This window comes from Nocardioides coralli, from assembly GCF_019880385.1.
Lineage (GTDB): Bacteria > Actinomycetota > Actinomycetes > Propionibacteriales > Nocardioidaceae > Nocardioides > Nocardioides coralli.
On the sequence record NZ_CP082273.1, the window covers coordinates 3,438,756 to 3,452,754 of the forward strand.

Below are 13,999 nucleotides of genomic sequence, written 5' to 3' on the forward strand. Positions count from 1 at the left end.
GGTGACGCACGAGCTGTCCGCGGAGGACGCGCGCCGGATCGCGGTCCGCGCCCAGCTGCTCTCGGCGGAGCGGCCCGACGGCCTGCTGGCGACGGTCCGCCACCTCACGGCCGTGCAGGACGACCGGACCGAGGCGGTCGCCCGCAACGCCGACCTGGTCGCCTGGACCCGGTTGGGGGCGGCGTACCGCCGGGGCGACCTCGACCGTGCCGTCGCGTCCGGCGAGCTGGTCAGCATCGACCTGATGCTGCGCCCGGCCGAGGACGTCGCGCTCTACACCGCCGAGATGGCCGCCTGGCCGGGTCCCGGCGAGCTGCGGGACTGGCAGGTCGCCCAGCGCGACTGGGTGGAGGCCAACGACGACTGCCGCCGCGACGTGCTGGAGAAGCTCCACGACGAGGGGCCGCTGCCGGGACGGGCGCTGCCCGACACGACGCTGCTCCCCTGGCAGTCCAGCGGCTGGAACAACGACCGGAGCCTGCGGATGCTGCTCATGCTCATGGCCCGCCGCGGCGAGATCGCCGAGGCCGGTCGCCGCGGCCGGGAGCGGCTGTGGGACCTCGCCGAGCGCGTCTACCCCGACGTGGAGCCGGTGCCGCTGCCCGACGCGCTGCGGATACGTGGCGAGCGGCGGCTGCGCTCGCTCGGGATCGCCCGGGCCCGCACCACCCAGGTACCGGGGGAGCCGGTCGACGTGGGCGAGGTGGGCGAGCCCGCGGTCGTGGCGGGACTGCGCGGCCGGTGGCGGGTGGACCCGGTCTACCTCGACGGCGGGTTCGCACCGCGCACCGCGCTGCTCTCCCCCCTGGACCGGCTGGTCTTCGACCGCAAGCGGATGGAGCAGGTCTTCGGGTTCGACTACCAGCTCGAGATGTACAAGCCGGCGGCGAAGCGGCGCTGGGGCTACTGGGCGATGCCGGTGCTGCACGGCGACCTGCTCGTGGGGAAGCTCGACGCCGCCGCCGACCGCGACCGCGGCGTGCTCCGGGTCGACGCGGTGCACGAGGACCAGCCGTTCGACGCCGCGCTGGCCGACGCGGTCGACGGTGAGATCGACGCGCTGGCTCGCTTTCTCGACCTCGAGGTGGAGCGCGCCTGAGCGGCGTGGGAACCTCGCTCCCATGAGCAAGCGCGTGGCGGTGGCGACGGCCGCCGAGGTGCCGGAGCTGGACGACGAGGGGCGGCTGCTGCTGGCCGTCCTCACGGGGCGGGGCGTGCCCGCCGAACCGGTGGTGTGGGACGCCGACGTGGTGTGGAGCGACTACGGCCTGGTGGTGGTGCGGTCCACGTGGGACTACGCCGAACGGCTGCCGGAGTTCCTCGCCTGGGCAGCCCATGTCGGCGGCGTCACGCAGCTGCTGAACACCGCCGAGGTGATCGGCTGGAACACCGACAAGCGCTACCTCGCCGAGCTCGAACGCGCCGGTGTCCCGATCGTGCCGACCCAGTTCCTCGAGCCCGGCGATGGCCCCCGGCACCGCTACGAGGACGTCGAGCACGTGGTCAAGCCCGTCGTGTCGGCCGGGTCGCGCGACACCCTGCGGCTGGGGCCGGACGAGGTGCGCCGGTCCCACGACCATGCCGGCAGCCTCCTGGCCGCGGGGCGGCGTGTGATGGTGCAGCCCTACCTCCACGAGGTCGACGAGCACGGCGAGACCGCCTTGCTCTACGTCGGGGGCCGGTTCTCCCACGCGATGCGCAAGGGTCCGCTGCTCACCGCCGGGATGGAGCTGGTGCAGGGTCTCTTCGCCCAGGAGGAGATGACGCCGCGCGACCCGTCCCCCGCCGAGCGGGAGCTGGCCGACCAGGTGCTCGCGGCGGTCCCTGCCACGCTCGCCGCCGACCTGCTCTACGCCCGCGTCGACCTGCTGCCGACCCCGGAGGGCCCCCGGCTGCTCGAGCTCGAGCTGACCGAGCCCTCGCTCTTCCTCGACCACCACCCGCCGGCCGCGGAGGCCCTGGCGGACGCGATCCTCGGGCGGCTGGACGGCTGACGCTCAGCTCCGGCCGGGGGCCGGGTCCCGGGTGAAGAGGCCGGTGTCCAACCACCGTCGCAGCCGCTCGACCGACGTCGCGAGGTAGTCCCGGGACGCCGCGCGCAGGTCTCGCGTGCTGCTGCCCAGCAAGTCGTTGGCCAGCAGCAGCTGGCGGGCAGCCACCAGGGCCTCCAGGTCGGCCGGATCGACGTCGGGGAGCGGCGCCACCTCGGCGTACCCGGCACGCAGGGCCGCTTCTCGCGCCGCGCCGCCCGCGCGCAGGTAGAACGTCGCGATCGCCAGGTCGAGAGCCGGGACGCCGAGCCCGCAGTCGTCGAAGTCGAAGACGCCCAGCCGTCCGTCGACCCACTTCAGGTTGCCGCCGTGGAGGTCGGCGTGGAGGGCCCGCAGCGCCTGCCCGTCCCTGAGCACCCGGCCGAAGGCCTCGTCGCACCGGGCCCGGGCCTCCTCGACCACCTCCTGCCCGCCGGCGTCCAGTCCCTCGGCGCCCGAGAGCCGGTCGGGATCGCCGAACAGCGGGGTGTCGAACGTCGGCAGGCTAGACCCGACCGGTGGCTCCCACGCGCCGGCATGGCGGTGCAGCAGCGCCATGGTCCGACCGAGCGCGCGGGCGACGGCCTCGTCGGGGTCTGCGACGTCGGGCCCGTCGAGCCACGTCGCTGCGGTGACGAGCACCTCGCCGCCGTAGCCGGCGCACGGCACGCGGACGAACCACTCGCCCTCGTCGGCGAGCAGCGGGCGCGGCACCCACACCTCGGTCTCGTCGGCGATCGCACGCTGCCAGGCCAGCTGGGCGCGGACGTTGTCCGGTGTGCTCATCGAGTTGGTGTGGACGCGCAGGGCCACCCCCGTGCCGTCTCGTGCGTCGACGCGGAAGGTGGTGTTGAACGCGTGGGCCACGAGCTCCACCCGCGCGACGTCGAGGCCGAACCGGGCCGCCGCCGCCAGGGCGGCGGGACGCAGGACCTCCACCTGGGCCGCGTCGTCGAGGTCTGCGTAGGTCACGGGGCATCGAAGCACCGGCGGCCCCCTCCCGCAACGGCGTCCGTCCGGCGCGCGGGCCGCGGCGGTAGCGTCGGCGCCGTGAGCACGGTCTGGGAGCGGCGGCCACCGCCGGCGGCCGCGATCGACCACGCGCTGGCCAGGACCCGTGACGCCTGCTGGTGGATCGAGGACCTCACCGACCCGCCCCGCTTCCCGGCCCTCACCGGCGACCACCGGACCGACCTGGCCGTCGTCGGCGGCGGCTACACGGGGCTCTGGACCGCCCTGCGCGCCAAGCAGCGGGACCCCGGCCGCCGGGTGCTGCTCCTCGAGTCACGACGGATCGGCTGGGCGGCGTCGGGCCGCAACGGCGGCTTCTGCGCTGCGAGCCTCACCCACGGCGAGGAGAACGGGCGGAGCCGCTGGCCCGCGGAGTACGACGAGCTGGAGCGGCTCGGCGCCGAGAACCTCGCCGGCATCGTGAAGACCGTCCACGACCTCGACCTCGACGTGCAGCTCGAGCAGACCGGCGAGCTGGCGGTCGCGGTCGAGGAGCACCAGGTCGCCTGGCTCGAGGAGGAGACGGTCGGCCGCTTCCTCGACACCGACGCCGTCCGGGCCGAGGTGGCCAGCCCGATCTACCTGGCGGGACGGCAGGTGGACGACGTCGCCCTGGTGCATCCCGCCCGGCTCGCGGCCGAGCTGGCGCGGGCGGCATCCGACCTCGGCGTGGAGATCGTCGAGGACACCCACGTCACGGGCCTCGACGCCCAGCGCGGCACGGGTCCGGTGGTCCTGAGGACGGGGCAGGACAGGGTCACGGCCGACCGCGTGGCGCTCGGCACCAACGCGTTCCCGGCGCTGCTGCGCCGCCACCGGCCCTACACCGTGCCCGTCTACGACTACGCCGTGATGACCGAGCCGCTCTCGGCCGAGCAGCTCGCCGAGATCGGCTGGCAGGGTCGGCAGGGGATCGGCGACGTCGCCAACCAGTTCCACTACTACCGGCGCACCGCCGACGACCGGATCCTCTTCGGCGGGTACGACGCCGTCTACCGCTTCGGCAAGCAGGTGCGGCCGGCGTACGAGGACCGCCCGGAGTCCTACCGGCGCCTGGTCTCCCACCTGCTGACCACCTTCCCCCAGCTCGAGGGGATCCGCGTCGACCACCGCTGGGCGGGAGCGATCGACACCTGCAGCCGGTTCTGCGCGTTCTGGGACCTCGCCCTGCAGGGCCGGGTCGCCCACGCGGCGGGCTACACCGGGCTCGGTGTGGGCGCCACGCGGTTCGCCGCCGACGTGATGCTGGACCTGCTCGCGGGCAAGGACACCGAGCGGACGCGCCTGGAGATGGTCCGCCGCAAGCCGGTGCCGTTCCCGCCCGAGCCGGTCGCCGCGCTCGGCATCCACGCGACCCGGTGGTCCCTGGACCGCGCCGACCACCGGCAGGGTCGTCGCAACCTGTGGCTGCGGACCCTGGACCGGCTCGGGCTCGGTTTCGACTCCTGAGCACCGGCTCACGCCGGCTGCGTCAGGAAGCCATCCCGAGCGCGTCGGAGACCCGTCGGGCAGCGGCCGCCTCGTCGCGGCGCGAGGCGCGCTCGAGCGAGCGGGTCAGCAGCAGCGCTGCGTACCCGTTGGCGGGGTCGCGCTGCAACAGCTCGCGCGCGGCCTCGACGGCCCTCCCCGTCTGGGCGGAGTGGTAGTAGCTCCGCACCAGCAGCTCACGAGCCGCGCCCAGCTCAGCCTCGACGGGGTGGGTGTCGACGAGGTGCTGCAGCACTCGCGCGGCGCCGTAGTAGTCGCGCCGGTCGAAGAGCTCCTGCGCCCACGTCCAGGATCCGTGGGCGTCGAGCCGCTCGAGGGCGCGGGCGGTGAAGGCGCCGGTCATGGTCTGCCTCCTCACGGTGCGATGGCAGGCGGCGCAACCGCTCACGGATGCCGCGTATTCCGGCGACGCCACTCCCGGTCGAGCACGGCGTAGACCAGCATCGTCGTCCACTCGCCCTTGAACCACTCACCGTCGGCGAACCTCGCCTCGCGACGGAAGCCGAGGCGCTCGACCACGCGTGCCGAGGCGAGGTTGCGCTCGTCGATCTGGGCAGTCACCCGGTGGGCGCGCAGGCCGTCGACGGCGAGGTCGACCATGGCGGCGGTCGCCTCGGTCGCGAAGCCGTGTCCCTCGTGGTCGGGGTGGATCACGTAGCCGACCTCGGCGTGGCCGTCGGTCGCGCTGTGCCAGAAGAGCACCACGTCACCGATCAGCTCGCCGGTGTCGCGGCGCTCGACGACCAGGTTGATGACCTGTCCCTCCGCGTCGATGACCGACCGCGTCCGCTCCGGGTCCGCCAACCGCTCGGCGAGCAGCCCGGGCGGCCCCGGCGAGAAGGGGACGTAACGGCAGACGACCTCGCGCGACCGGTAGGCGTGCATCGCGGTGACGTCGGCGACGGGGTCGATGGGCCGGATCAGCAGCCGCTCGGTGAGCAGTGGGTAGTCGGGGGCCAGCCGCGACGCCCGCCGGTGCAGCACGGTCGCCGCCGTTCCCGCCCCGGTGGGGTCGCCCGTCTCGACGTCCGGCGAGAAGCCCGCCGCGACGAAGCAGTCCCGGGCACCCTCACCGTGCTCGGCGACGTCGATGACGACACCCGGGAGGCGCATGGTGCGCAGCGCGTGGTCGAGCAGCAGATCCACTACCTCCGCCCCAGCGCCGCCCGCCGACCACGCAGCGTCCTGCAGCACGACATGGAGGGTGGCGTCCTGGCCGGCCCGGTCCTCGAGGAGCAGCTCCCCCAGCGCCTCGTCCGTGGCGCGGTCGACGACAGCGAGGTCGAGCCTCATGTCGACGTCGGCGGTCACGAGCGGTCGCAGGGTGACGGTGTCACCGGTCAGGACGGGTGCCCGCCAACGCGCGCTGTCGGAGACGGTCACGCGGGCATTCATACCGCCTACGGTGGAGGTAGCACGAGCGGTTTCGGCACCGGGAGGCGCACATGACGCGGGTCAGGGTCGTGGTGAGCGGCTTTGTGCAGGGAGTGTTCTTCCGCGAGAGCTGCCGGCAGGAGGCCGGTCGGCAGGGCGTGGCGGGCTGGGTGCGCAACGACGCCGCCGGGACCGTCACGGCCGAGTTCGAGGGCGACCCGGCGGCGGTCGAGGCGATGGTGGCGTGGTGCCGCCGCGGCCCCGCGCACGCCGCCGTCGAGGGCGTCGAGGCCACCACCCTCGAGCCCACCGGGTCGACACGCTTCGAGGTCCGGTGACCGGCGTCACCGTCCGGCAGGCCACACCCGACGACGCCGACGTCGCGGGCCGGCTCCTCCACGACTTCAACGTCGAGTTCGAGACTCCCACCCCCGACCCCGCCGAGTTCGCGGGTCGCTTCCGCGCCCTCCTCGCCGACCCGGACCAGGTCGTGCTGCTGGCCGAGGACGGCGACGTGGCGGTCGGGTTCGCCTACCTGACGCTGCGGCCGACCCCGTACTACGACGGCCCGCTCGCCCAGCTCGAGGAGCTCTACGTCCGGCCGGACCTGCGGGACCAGCGCATCGGGAGCGCCCTGCTGACGCGGGCGCTGGAGCTGGTGACCGAGCGCGGCGCCGGCGAGATGCACATCGGCGTCGACGAGGTCGACACCGACACCCGGCGGTTCTACGAGCAGCGCTTCGGCTTCACCAACGTCGAGCCGGCGACCGACTCGCGGATGCTCTACTACATCCGCGAGCTCTGATCGGCGCACCGCACCGACGCTGCAGCGATGAAGTCGGCCCCCGGTCGTGGTCGTACCAGAGACCTCGAGGAAGGGAGCTCCGCTGTGGGCAAGGTGCTCTGGCACACGCTGATGAGCCTCGACGGCTTCGTCGCGGGACCGGATGACGACATGGGCTGGGCCCTCGGCGTCGACATCGTCCCCGGTGGGACGGTCGACCGGATCGTCGCCTCGACCGGGGCGCTCCTCGTCGGGCGGCGTACGCAGGACGTGGAGGACCGTCTCCAGCCAGGGTTCTACGGCGGCGCCTTCCGGGGCCCCTTCTTCGTGCTGCGCCACGACCCCCCGCCGACACCGCCCGTGGTGAAGGGTGTCACGGGGTCCTTCCTCGATGTCGACATCGAGGAGGCGGTGAGCGTCGCACGGGAGGCCGCCGACGGCAGAGACGTCGTGGTCCTGGGCGCGAACATCGCCCGGCAGTGCCTGGAGGCCGGACTGCTGGACGAGGTGGTCGTCCACATCGTCCCCGTCCTGCTCGGCGACGGGACCCGCTTGTTCGCGCGCGCCGGCGGTGGGCCCGTCGAGCTCCATCCGCTGTCGTCGGTCGTCGAGGGCGAGGTCACCACGCTCCACTACTCCGCTCGCCGCGCGACGCCCTCCTGACCCAGCAGGCCACCGGCCGCCGACCCGCAGCGGGGGAACGACGGGCCTCAGGTCGACTGGTGGTTGGTCTCCCAGGCGCGCGCCACCAGCGTCCGCAGCGCCTCGTGGTCGAGGTCGTCGAGCCGCTTCACGTAGAGACAACCCTTGCCGGTCGTGTGCGGGCCGAGCTCGGCGAGGAGCTCCTCGTTGGAGCCGTAGTAGGTCAGCCCGTAGAAGGTGAGGTTGGCCTTGCGTGGAGACAGGCCGACGGCGAAGTAGTCGTGCTCCTTGCCGTCCGCCGTCCGGTAGGTCATGTCCCCGAAGCCGATGATCGATCCCCACAGCACCGGTTCGGCGCCGGTGACCTCCTCGACGAGGGCGACGGCCGCCTCGGCGTCCCGCCGGCGCTGCTCGTGGTCGACGCCGGCGAGGAAGTCCTCAACGGAACCGGACGTGGGCCTGGTCTTGCGCTCGGACATGTCCCGACACTAGCCCCGGCATGACGGCCCCGGTCTGGACAGGCCGGCCGGGGGGCGGCAGGGTGCGGATCCATGCGACGCCTTCTCGGGACCATCGCCAGCCTGCTCACGCTCGGGCTCGCCGCCACCCTGCTCACGCCGCCAGCCCACGCCGGCGATCCCGGCCGTGACCCGGGCCGTGACGGGAGGTGGCGCCACGCCGTCATCGACCCCGACCAGAGCTTCCGGGGCCTGGACGCGGTCGACCGCCGCACCGCGTGGGTCAGCGGCGGCAGCCTCACCGCGGGCGGCCCGGGCCGGGTCTACCGCACCACCGACGGCGGCGGGTCCTGGCAGGACGTGAGCCCGCCCGGCAGCGAGGGCCTGATGTTCCGCGACGTCGAGGCCCACGACGAGGACACCGCCGTCGTCCTCGCGATCGGCGAGGGCGAGGCCTCCCGGATCTACCGCACCGACGACGGCGGCCGGACGTGGACCGAGGCGTTCCGCAACGCCGAGCCCGCCGCGTTCTACAACTGCCTCGACTTCTACCCCGGCGGTCGCCGCGGTCTGGCCGTCAGCGACCCGGTCGACGGCAGGTTCCGGATCCTCGCGACCGAGGACGGCGGCCGGAGCTGGGAGGTGCTGCCGGCCGACGGGATGCCCGACAGCACGGGTGAGTACAACTTCTCGGCCAGCGGCGAGTGCCTGACGATCTCGGGTCGCCACGCGTGGTTCGGGACCGGTGGCAGCGCCGCGCGGGTGTTCCACTCCCGTGACGGCGGGCTCTCGTGGACGGCCACCGACGCCGGCATCCCGGCAGGGGAGGCGGCCGGGGTCTTCGGCCTGGCGTTCCGCGGCCCGCGCCACGGCATCGCGGTCGGCGGCGACTTCGCGACGCCCGCCGACGGGACCGACGCGTCGGCGTACACCCGCGACGGCCGGAGCTGGCGCGGTGGCGGCGACCTCGACCACCTCGGCGAGGACGTCGCCTGGCTGTCGCGGCGCCACCTGGTCGCGGTCGGCGAGGGAGGGGGCGCCGGCGGGGTCAGTGTCAGCGGCGACGGCGGTCGAACCTGGCGCCGGGTCAGCGACCTCGCCTTCCACACCCTCGACTGCGTCCGCGGCGCCTGCTGGGCAGCCGGCGGCAAGGGCCGGTTCGGCCGCGTGGGACGGTAGCTCCACCGGCGACCGATGAGTTCTGGCGGTCGCGGCCGTCGAACCCCTCGAGCCCCGCTGCACGGAGCGCGGGACCGTCCCAGAGCAGGAGAACACCATGCGCACGCTCATCGCGACCCACTTCGTCAGCCTCGACGGGGTCGTCGACTCCCCCGGCGGCGGCGACCACCCCCACGCGGGCTGGACCTTCCGCGACGTGGAGCCCCTGATGGAGGCCTACGAGATGAAGGGGCAGGAGCAGGAGACGGCCGGAGCCTTGCTGGTGGGCCGCGAGAGCTGGGAGGAGTTCCACGAGGTCTGGCCGACGATGACGGAGTTCGAGCGCTTCAACGCGATCCCCAAGTACGTCGTCTCGACCACCCTCGAGGAGGACAAGGTCGCCGCGAGCCCGTGGCAGCCGATGACCGTGCTCCGCTCGATCGACGAGGTCGCCGCCCTGAAGGAGACCGAGGGCGGACCGATCCAGGTCCACGGCAGCGCGCGGCTGACCCAGGCGCTGGCCGCGGCCGGCCTGGTGGACCGCTACCACCTGCTGCTGTTCCCGCTGCTGCTCGGCAGCGGCAAGCGGCTCTTCGCCGACGACGCCGACAAGACCCGGCTGCGGCTGGTCGACCAGGCGTCGTACGCCAACGGCATCCAGAAGCTCTGCTACGACGTCGTCCACTGAGGGTCCTCCACGTCGTGCCCGTCAGGGACAGGGCCTGCGAGTCTTCGACGGGGTGGGTGCCTGCCGGCCCTACGCTCGACGGGTGGACCCCCGGACCGCACGACGCTGGCACCTGCTCACCGGTGTGGTCGCCTCGGCCGCCCTCCTCCTCCAGCTGGCGCTGGTCGTCAGCGGCTCGGCGGTGCTGGTCGAGGAGGACCCGCCGGGACTGCTGACCCGGCTGGGCCGCTTCGTCTGCTACTTCACCGTCCAGAGCAACGCCCTGGTGGCCGTGGTGTCGCTGCTGCTCGCGACCGACCCGCGCCGCGACGGTCCCGCGCTGCGGGTCGCCCGGGTCGCCTCGGTCGTGGGCATCACCATCACGGCCGTCGTGCACTTCCTGTTGCTGCGGCCACTCCTGAGCCTCGACGGCCTGGACCGCTGGGCCGACGTGCTGCTGCACCAGGCGGTGCCGGTGCTGGCCCTCGCCACGTGGCTGTGGTGCGGTCCCCGGCCCCGCCTCGACTGGCGCTCGATCGGGTTCTCGCTCGTGTGGCCGGTGTCGTGGCTGGCCTTCATCCTGCTGGTCCGCCTCGCCACCGGCTGGGTTCCCTATCCGTTCCTCGACCCCGCCGACCAGGGATGGGCGGGCGTGGTCGTCGCCTGCCTGGCCGTGTCGGCGCTCTTCCTCGCCGTTGCTGCCGGCGCCCGCACCGTCGACCGTCGGCTCGCCGCGCGCCCTTGACGCGGGAGGACCCTCAGCGGTCCTCCTCGACGTGCATCGCCGACTGCTCGGGGCTCTCGCCCGTCACCGCGTCCTCCTCGACCGGCCCCCCGAGCACGTCCTGGTCGGCCGGGATCGCGTCGGGGTCGTCCCCGCCGACCATCCGCTCGGCCTCCCGGTCCCCGTGCTCGTCCGGGGCGCCGTACGCCGTCCCCTCCTCCGGCAGCTCCTGGTTGATCCGCTGGTCGAGGGTCTCCCCCTCGGCGGTCTCGACGCCCACGAACTCCGACCCCCTCGGCTTCCGGTCCGGTGGGCTCCACGGCTCGTCGTCGCCGGCGCTCGGGTCGTCGAGGTTGACCTCGGCGTCCGCGCGCTCGCGGGGGTCGAGCTCGTGGTGTCCGAGGTCGCCCTCGTCCTGACGGTTGCGGTTGTCGGTCATGCCTCCACCTTGCCGCGCGGTGGAGCCGCGGACAACGTCCTTCCGGGCGAGCAGCCTCACTCCGCCACGGTCGAGTGCACCTCCAGCTGCCCCTCCAGCGTCCGGTGGACCGGGCACTTGTCGGCGATCCGCACCAGGGCGTCGCGCTGGTCGTCCGTCAGTCCCCCGGGCAGGTGCAGCACGCGGTCGAGCCGGTCGATTGGCCGTCGGTGTGCTCGCACTCGACGCAGTCGTCGGCGTGGACCCGCTCGTGGGAGACCTCGACGGCGAGCTCCCCCACCTGCCAGTCCTTGCGGTCGGCGTACATCCGCATCGTCATCGCGGTGCAGGAGGCCAGCGACATCGCCAGGTAGTCGTAGGGCGTCGGCCCCTGCTCGGTGCCGCCGACGTCCTCGGGCTCGTCGGCCACCAGGAAGGATCCGCGCGAGTCGAGCGTGGTCAGGAACCCGTCCGTGTTGCGAGCGGTGACACCGGCGCCCTCGTAGGACTCGCCGCGGCCTTCCGCCGCCGGCAGGTAGCGCCCCGCCCACGCGGCGATCACCGCCGCCACGTACGTCGCGTCGTCCGGGTCGGTCACGAGGTGGTCGGCGTCGTCGAGGGACACGAAGCTCTTGGGGTGCCGCGCCGCGTGGTAGAGGATCTCGGCGTTGTCGATCCCGACCAGCTCGTCGCGGGGCGCGTGCATGATCAGCGTCGCCCCGTCGAAGCCCGCGATCCGCTCCCGGGGGTCGCCCTGCTCGAGCTCCTCGAGGAAGGAGCGGCCGACGGTGAAGGTGCGACCGGCGATGGTGACCGGTGCGGACCCGTCCCGGCGGACCGCCTCTAGGTCGCCGTCGAGGAGGTGCTCGACGTGCCCGGGGTCGGCGGGCGCCCCGATCGTGGCGACCGCGCGCACGCCGTCGAGCGTGGGAGCCACGGACAGCACCGCGGCGCCGCCGAGCGAGTGCCCCACCAGCAGCGAGGGCGCGGTCACCGTCTCCGTGAGGTAGTCGGCCGCTGCCCGCAGGTCCGCGACGTCCGCGGTGAAGGAGGAGTCGGCGAACTCGCCGCCGCTGCGGCCGAGGCCGGCGAAGTCGAAGGACAGCACCGCGAACCCCTGCCGGGTGAGCGCCGCCGTGAGCTGCCGCTCGACCCGCAGGTCCTTGCCGCAGGTGAAGCAGTGCGCGAAGAGCGCCGCCCCCCTCAGCGGCCCCACCGGCCGCTCCAGCCGAGCCGCGAGGTCCTGCCCCCGGGCGCCGGAGAACGTGCAGGTGCTGCTCGTGCTCGTCATGACCCCTCCCGGGCTGTCGTCGACCCTCGACCGCGCACGTGGCCACCTGCGCGGACCCTCATCATCGGGACCGGCACGGCCTCGGGTGCGTCTGCTGCCGGTTCTACCCGGGCGAACCAAGCGGCGTACCGAGACGCGAGCGGCGCCGCGCTGAGACCGTGGAGCAGGATGCTGGCGGCCACCACCAGGCTCGCCGCAGTCATCAGCTCGCCGCTGCGTCCCTCGCCGATCTCCTCGACCACGACGATGGTGAAGAGGATGGAGGCCAGTCCGCGTGGCCCGAACCAGCCGAGATAGCCCACGGTGGGAGCCCGCAGCCCGACGCCGAGCACCGAGACGGCGACGGGGAGCATCCGGACCAGGGTGAGGCTGAGGGCGGCGTACGCCAGGGCGCCGGGCGTCGTCTCGAGGAGTGCGGGTCCGAGCAGGACGGCCCCGAACAGCAGGAACGTCAGCAGGGAGAGGAGGTGGCCCTCCTCCTCGGCGAAGTCGGCGACCATCCCGCAGTGCTCGCGTGCCGCCTCGCCGAAGGCGAGACCAGCGACGAACGCCGCCACGAAGCCGTTGCCGCCGACGACCTCGGCCGCCGCCCACGCGGTCACACCGATCCCCAGGGTGGTGAGCTGCCGCAGGTCGCCGTGGACCCAGCCACGGTCGTGTGCCCGGACGAGCAGCAGGCCTCCGAGGTAACCGACCAGCGCGCCGCCGATCACCCCGAGCCCCACCTGCTGACCGGCCAGCCCCAGCCAGCCGCCGACCCCCCGCCCCTCGAGCTCGGCGGTCGCGCCCGCGACCAGCACGGCCAGGATCGGCACCATCAGCCCGTCGTTGAGGCCGCTCTCGACGTTGAGCGCCTGACGGACCCGCGAGGGCACCCGCTCGTCGGAGACGACCGCGGCACCGAGGGCGGCGTCGGTCGGCGTGAGGATCGCGGCGAGCAGCGCGGCCTCCCACCAGCCGAGGTCGGCCAGCAGCCAGACCGCGGCCACCGTGCCGAGCAGCAGGGTGAGCGGCAGCCCGACCCCGAGCAGGCGGAGCGGGAGGGCGAGCTGCCCCAGCAGGCGGCGCAGGTGGATGCGGGAGGCGTCGGTGAAGAGCACCATCACCAACGTCGCCTCGGCGAGGATCTCGACGGTGGTGGTGGAGATGTCACCGCCGAGCACGCCCGCGCCCGTGGGCCCCAGGGCGAGGCCCGCCGCGGTGAAGACCAGCGGGCCGGTGACCGACCAGGCATCGAGCCGGGCCGACACGAGGCCGTAGCCCACCAGCAGCAGGGCGACCACTGCGACAGCGGCGAGCGGCGGCATGACTCATCGTAGGCCCGGCGGCGTCCTCACCTCCGGCGGTGGGCTGCGATCTCAGGGCCGCCAGTCGGGTCCTCCCCGACCCGACCGTCGACGGCCTCGCGCAGCAGGTCGGCGTGACCGGTGTGGCGCCCGTACTCCTCCACGAGGTCGCAGAGCAGCCGCCGCAGGCTCGCACGGTTGCCGTGCTCGTCGGAGAGGTGGACCGGCTGGTCGAGCCCACCCTCAGCGAGCGCGGCAGCGACCCGGCTGCGCGACCGTTCCACCGTCGCGTCGTAGAGCGCGTACAGCTCGGCGGGGGTGTCGAGTGCCGCGGAGGTGAGCTCCCAGTCCTCGTCGTCCTCCCAGCCGTCGTGCTCCCACGGTGCGCCCAGCGACTCCCCCGCGAGCTTCTCCCGCGTCGTGTGGTCCTCGACCCAGGCGAGGTGCTTGAGGAGTCCCCCGAGGGTCAGCGAGGACGCACCGAGCCGGTGTCGCAGACCGGAGTCGTCGAGGTCCCCGGCCTTCCAGCGGAAGGTCCACCGGAGCCGGTCGAGGGCCCCGAGCAGCTGCTCGGCCTCGGTGCCGGCGAGCGGCGGCTCCCACGGTGGCGGTGCGGTGCGGTCCTGGTCGTCGGCGTCGCTCATGCCGGCAGGGTAGGACCGGTTGCG

The 13,999-nt window shown here is 73.8% G+C and carries 18 protein-coding genes; 9 read left to right on the forward strand and 9 right to left on the reverse strand.

The features are described from left to right. Window position 1 precedes the first annotated feature (1 nt). On the forward strand, window positions 2-1,099 hold the full coding sequence (locus K6T13_RS16905) for a DNA glycosylase AlkZ-like family protein (RefSeq protein ID WP_222895678.1): 1,098 nt from the start codon (window positions 2-4) through the stop codon (window positions 1,097-1,099). Between the two features lie 22 nt (window positions 1,100-1,121). Beyond that, entirely contained in the window at window positions 1,122-1,994 is an 873-nt protein-coding gene (locus tag K6T13_RS16910) for an ATP-grasp domain-containing protein (RefSeq protein WP_222895679.1), read from the forward strand. 3 nt (window positions 1,995-1,997) lie between these two features. On the opposite strand, the gene K6T13_RS16915 is transcribed toward K6T13_RS16910, so the two are convergent. Beyond that, a complete protein-coding gene (locus tag K6T13_RS16915; RefSeq protein ID WP_222895680.1) occupies window positions 1,998-3,002 on the reverse strand; it encodes a phosphotransferase enzyme family protein in 1,005 nt (334 codons plus the stop codon). A gap of 78 nt (window positions 3,003-3,080) precedes the next feature. Here K6T13_RS16915 and K6T13_RS16920 point away from each other — a divergent pair, with 78 nt between their 5' ends. Beyond that, window positions 3,081-4,490: an NAD(P)/FAD-dependent oxidoreductase gene (locus K6T13_RS16920; protein ID WP_249423849.1), complete on the forward strand. Its 1,410-nt coding sequence runs from the start codon at window positions 3,081-3,083 to the stop codon at window positions 4,488-4,490. 22 nt (window positions 4,491-4,512) lie between these two features. Here K6T13_RS16920 and K6T13_RS16925 read toward each other — a convergent pair whose 3' ends face one another. Continuing rightward, window positions 4,513-4,887 (reverse strand): hypothetical protein, encoded by a 375-nt coding sequence (locus tag K6T13_RS16925; protein ID WP_222895681.1) that lies wholly within the window; start codon window positions 4,885-4,887, stop codon window positions 4,513-4,515. A 26-nt stretch (window positions 4,888-4,913) separates the two neighbouring features. Then, on the reverse strand, window positions 4,914-5,912 hold the full coding sequence (locus tag K6T13_RS17520) for a GNAT family N-acetyltransferase (protein WP_249423850.1): 999 nt from the start codon (window positions 5,910-5,912) through the stop codon (window positions 4,914-4,916). Between the two features lie 62 nt (window positions 5,913-5,974). On the opposite strand from K6T13_RS17520, the gene K6T13_RS16935 reads away from it, so the two are divergent. The 3 genes from K6T13_RS16935 to K6T13_RS16945 are packed head-to-tail and all read left to right on the forward strand — an operon-like array spanning window position 5,975 to window position 7,350. Beyond that, window positions 5,975-6,241, forward strand: a complete 267-nt coding sequence (locus K6T13_RS16935; RefSeq protein WP_222895682.1) for an acylphosphatase — start codon at window positions 5,975-5,977, stop codon at window positions 6,239-6,241. Then, window positions 6,238-6,708 (forward strand): GNAT family N-acetyltransferase, encoded by a 471-nt coding sequence (locus K6T13_RS16940; RefSeq protein ID WP_222895683.1) that lies wholly within the window; start codon window positions 6,238-6,240, stop codon window positions 6,706-6,708. Before K6T13_RS16935 ends, K6T13_RS16940 begins: the two co-directional genes overlap by 4 nt. Before the next feature lie 27 nt (window positions 6,709-6,735). Further along, window positions 6,736-7,350, forward strand: a complete 615-nt coding sequence (locus K6T13_RS16945) for a dihydrofolate reductase family protein (protein WP_222895684.1) — start codon at window positions 6,736-6,738, stop codon at window positions 7,348-7,350. A gap of 47 nt (window positions 7,351-7,397) precedes the next feature. Here K6T13_RS16945 and K6T13_RS16950 read toward each other — a convergent pair whose 3' ends face one another. Further along, window positions 7,398-7,808, reverse strand: coding sequence for a DUF1801 domain-containing protein (locus K6T13_RS16950; protein ID WP_222895685.1), 411 nt, complete (start codon window positions 7,806-7,808; stop codon window positions 7,398-7,400). A 72-nt stretch (window positions 7,809-7,880) separates the two neighbouring features. Between K6T13_RS16950 and K6T13_RS16955 the strand changes: the two genes are divergently transcribed. The 3 genes from K6T13_RS16955 to K6T13_RS16965 all read left to right on the forward strand — a co-directional run bounded on the left by K6T13_RS16955 (window position 7,881) and on the right by K6T13_RS16965 (window position 10,357). Then, window positions 7,881-8,966, forward strand: a complete 1,086-nt coding sequence (locus K6T13_RS16955; protein WP_222895686.1) for a WD40/YVTN/BNR-like repeat-containing protein — start codon at window positions 7,881-7,883, stop codon at window positions 8,964-8,966. A gap of 97 nt (window positions 8,967-9,063) precedes the next feature. Further along, entirely contained in the window at window positions 9,064-9,633 is a 570-nt protein-coding gene (locus tag K6T13_RS16960) for a dihydrofolate reductase family protein (protein ID WP_222895687.1), read from the forward strand. Between the two features lie 82 nt (window positions 9,634-9,715). Beyond that, a complete protein-coding gene (locus K6T13_RS16965) occupies window positions 9,716-10,357 on the forward strand; it encodes a Pr6Pr family membrane protein (RefSeq protein WP_222895688.1) in 642 nt (213 codons plus the stop codon). A 13-nt stretch (window positions 10,358-10,370) separates the two neighbouring features. Here K6T13_RS16965 and K6T13_RS16970 read toward each other — a convergent pair whose 3' ends face one another. From K6T13_RS16970 to K6T13_RS16990, 5 genes are read right to left on the reverse strand one after another with little or no spacing between them, the layout of a single operon-like run. After that, entirely contained in the window at window positions 10,371-10,775 is a 405-nt protein-coding gene (locus K6T13_RS16970) for a hypothetical protein (RefSeq protein ID WP_222895689.1), read from the reverse strand. A 56-nt stretch (window positions 10,776-10,831) separates the two neighbouring features. After that, entirely contained in the window at window positions 10,832-10,957 is a 126-nt protein-coding gene (locus K6T13_RS16975) for an OsmC family protein (RefSeq protein WP_222895690.1), read from the reverse strand. Then, window positions 10,933-12,045: a bifunctional alpha/beta hydrolase/OsmC family protein gene (locus K6T13_RS16980; RefSeq protein ID WP_222895691.1), complete on the reverse strand. Its 1,113-nt coding sequence runs from the start codon at window positions 12,043-12,045 to the stop codon at window positions 10,933-10,935. The genes K6T13_RS16975 and K6T13_RS16980 overlap by 25 nt, the downstream gene beginning before the upstream one ends. Next, window positions 12,042-13,352 carry a cation:proton antiporter domain-containing protein gene (locus tag K6T13_RS16985; protein WP_222895692.1) on the reverse strand — a complete coding sequence of 437 codons (1,311 nt, stop codon included), beginning with the start codon at window positions 13,350-13,352 and terminating at the stop codon, window positions 12,042-12,044. The genes K6T13_RS16980 and K6T13_RS16985 overlap by 4 nt, the downstream gene beginning before the upstream one ends. 26 nt (window positions 13,353-13,378) lie before the next feature. After that, complete coding sequence (locus K6T13_RS16990) at window positions 13,379-13,975, reverse strand: mycothiol transferase (protein WP_222895693.1); 597 nt, start codon at window positions 13,973-13,975, stop codon at window positions 13,379-13,381. Between the last annotated feature and the right edge of the window lie 24 nt (window positions 13,976-13,999).

Coding starts and splice junctions, on each gene's coding strand:
- K6T13_RS16910 (WP_222895679.1), top strand. CDS start 1,122: ATGAGCAAGCGCGTGGCGGTGGCGACGGCCGCCGAGGTGCCGGAGCTG.
- K6T13_RS16935 (WP_222895682.1), top strand. CDS start 5,975: ATGACGCGGGTCAGGGTCGTGGTGAGCGGCTTTGTGCAGGGAGTGTTC.
- K6T13_RS16945 (WP_222895684.1), top strand. CDS start 6,736: ATGAAGTCGGCCCCCGGTCGTGGTCGTACCAGAGACCTCGAGGAAGGG.
- K6T13_RS16950 (WP_222895685.1), bottom strand. CDS start 7,808: ATGTCCGAGCGCAAGACCAGGCCCACGTCCGGTTCCGTTGAGGACTTC.
- K6T13_RS16955 (WP_222895686.1), top strand. CDS start 7,881: ATGCGACGCCTTCTCGGGACCATCGCCAGCCTGCTCACGCTCGGGCTC.
- K6T13_RS16960 (WP_222895687.1), top strand. CDS start 9,064: ATGCGCACGCTCATCGCGACCCACTTCGTCAGCCTCGACGGGGTCGTC.
- K6T13_RS16970 (WP_222895689.1), bottom strand. CDS start 10,775: ATGACCGACAACCGCAACCGTCAGGACGAGGGCGACCTCGGACACCAC.
- K6T13_RS16980 (WP_222895691.1), bottom strand. CDS start 12,045: ATGACGAGCACGAGCAGCACCTGCACGTTCTCCGGCGCCCGGGGGCAG.
- K6T13_RS16985 (WP_222895692.1), bottom strand. CDS start 13,352: ATGCCGCCGCTCGCCGCTGTCGCAGTGGTCGCCCTGCTGCTGGTGGGC.
- K6T13_RS16990 (WP_222895693.1), bottom strand. CDS start 13,975: ATGAGCGACGCCGACGACCAGGACCGCACCGCACCGCCACCGTGGGAG.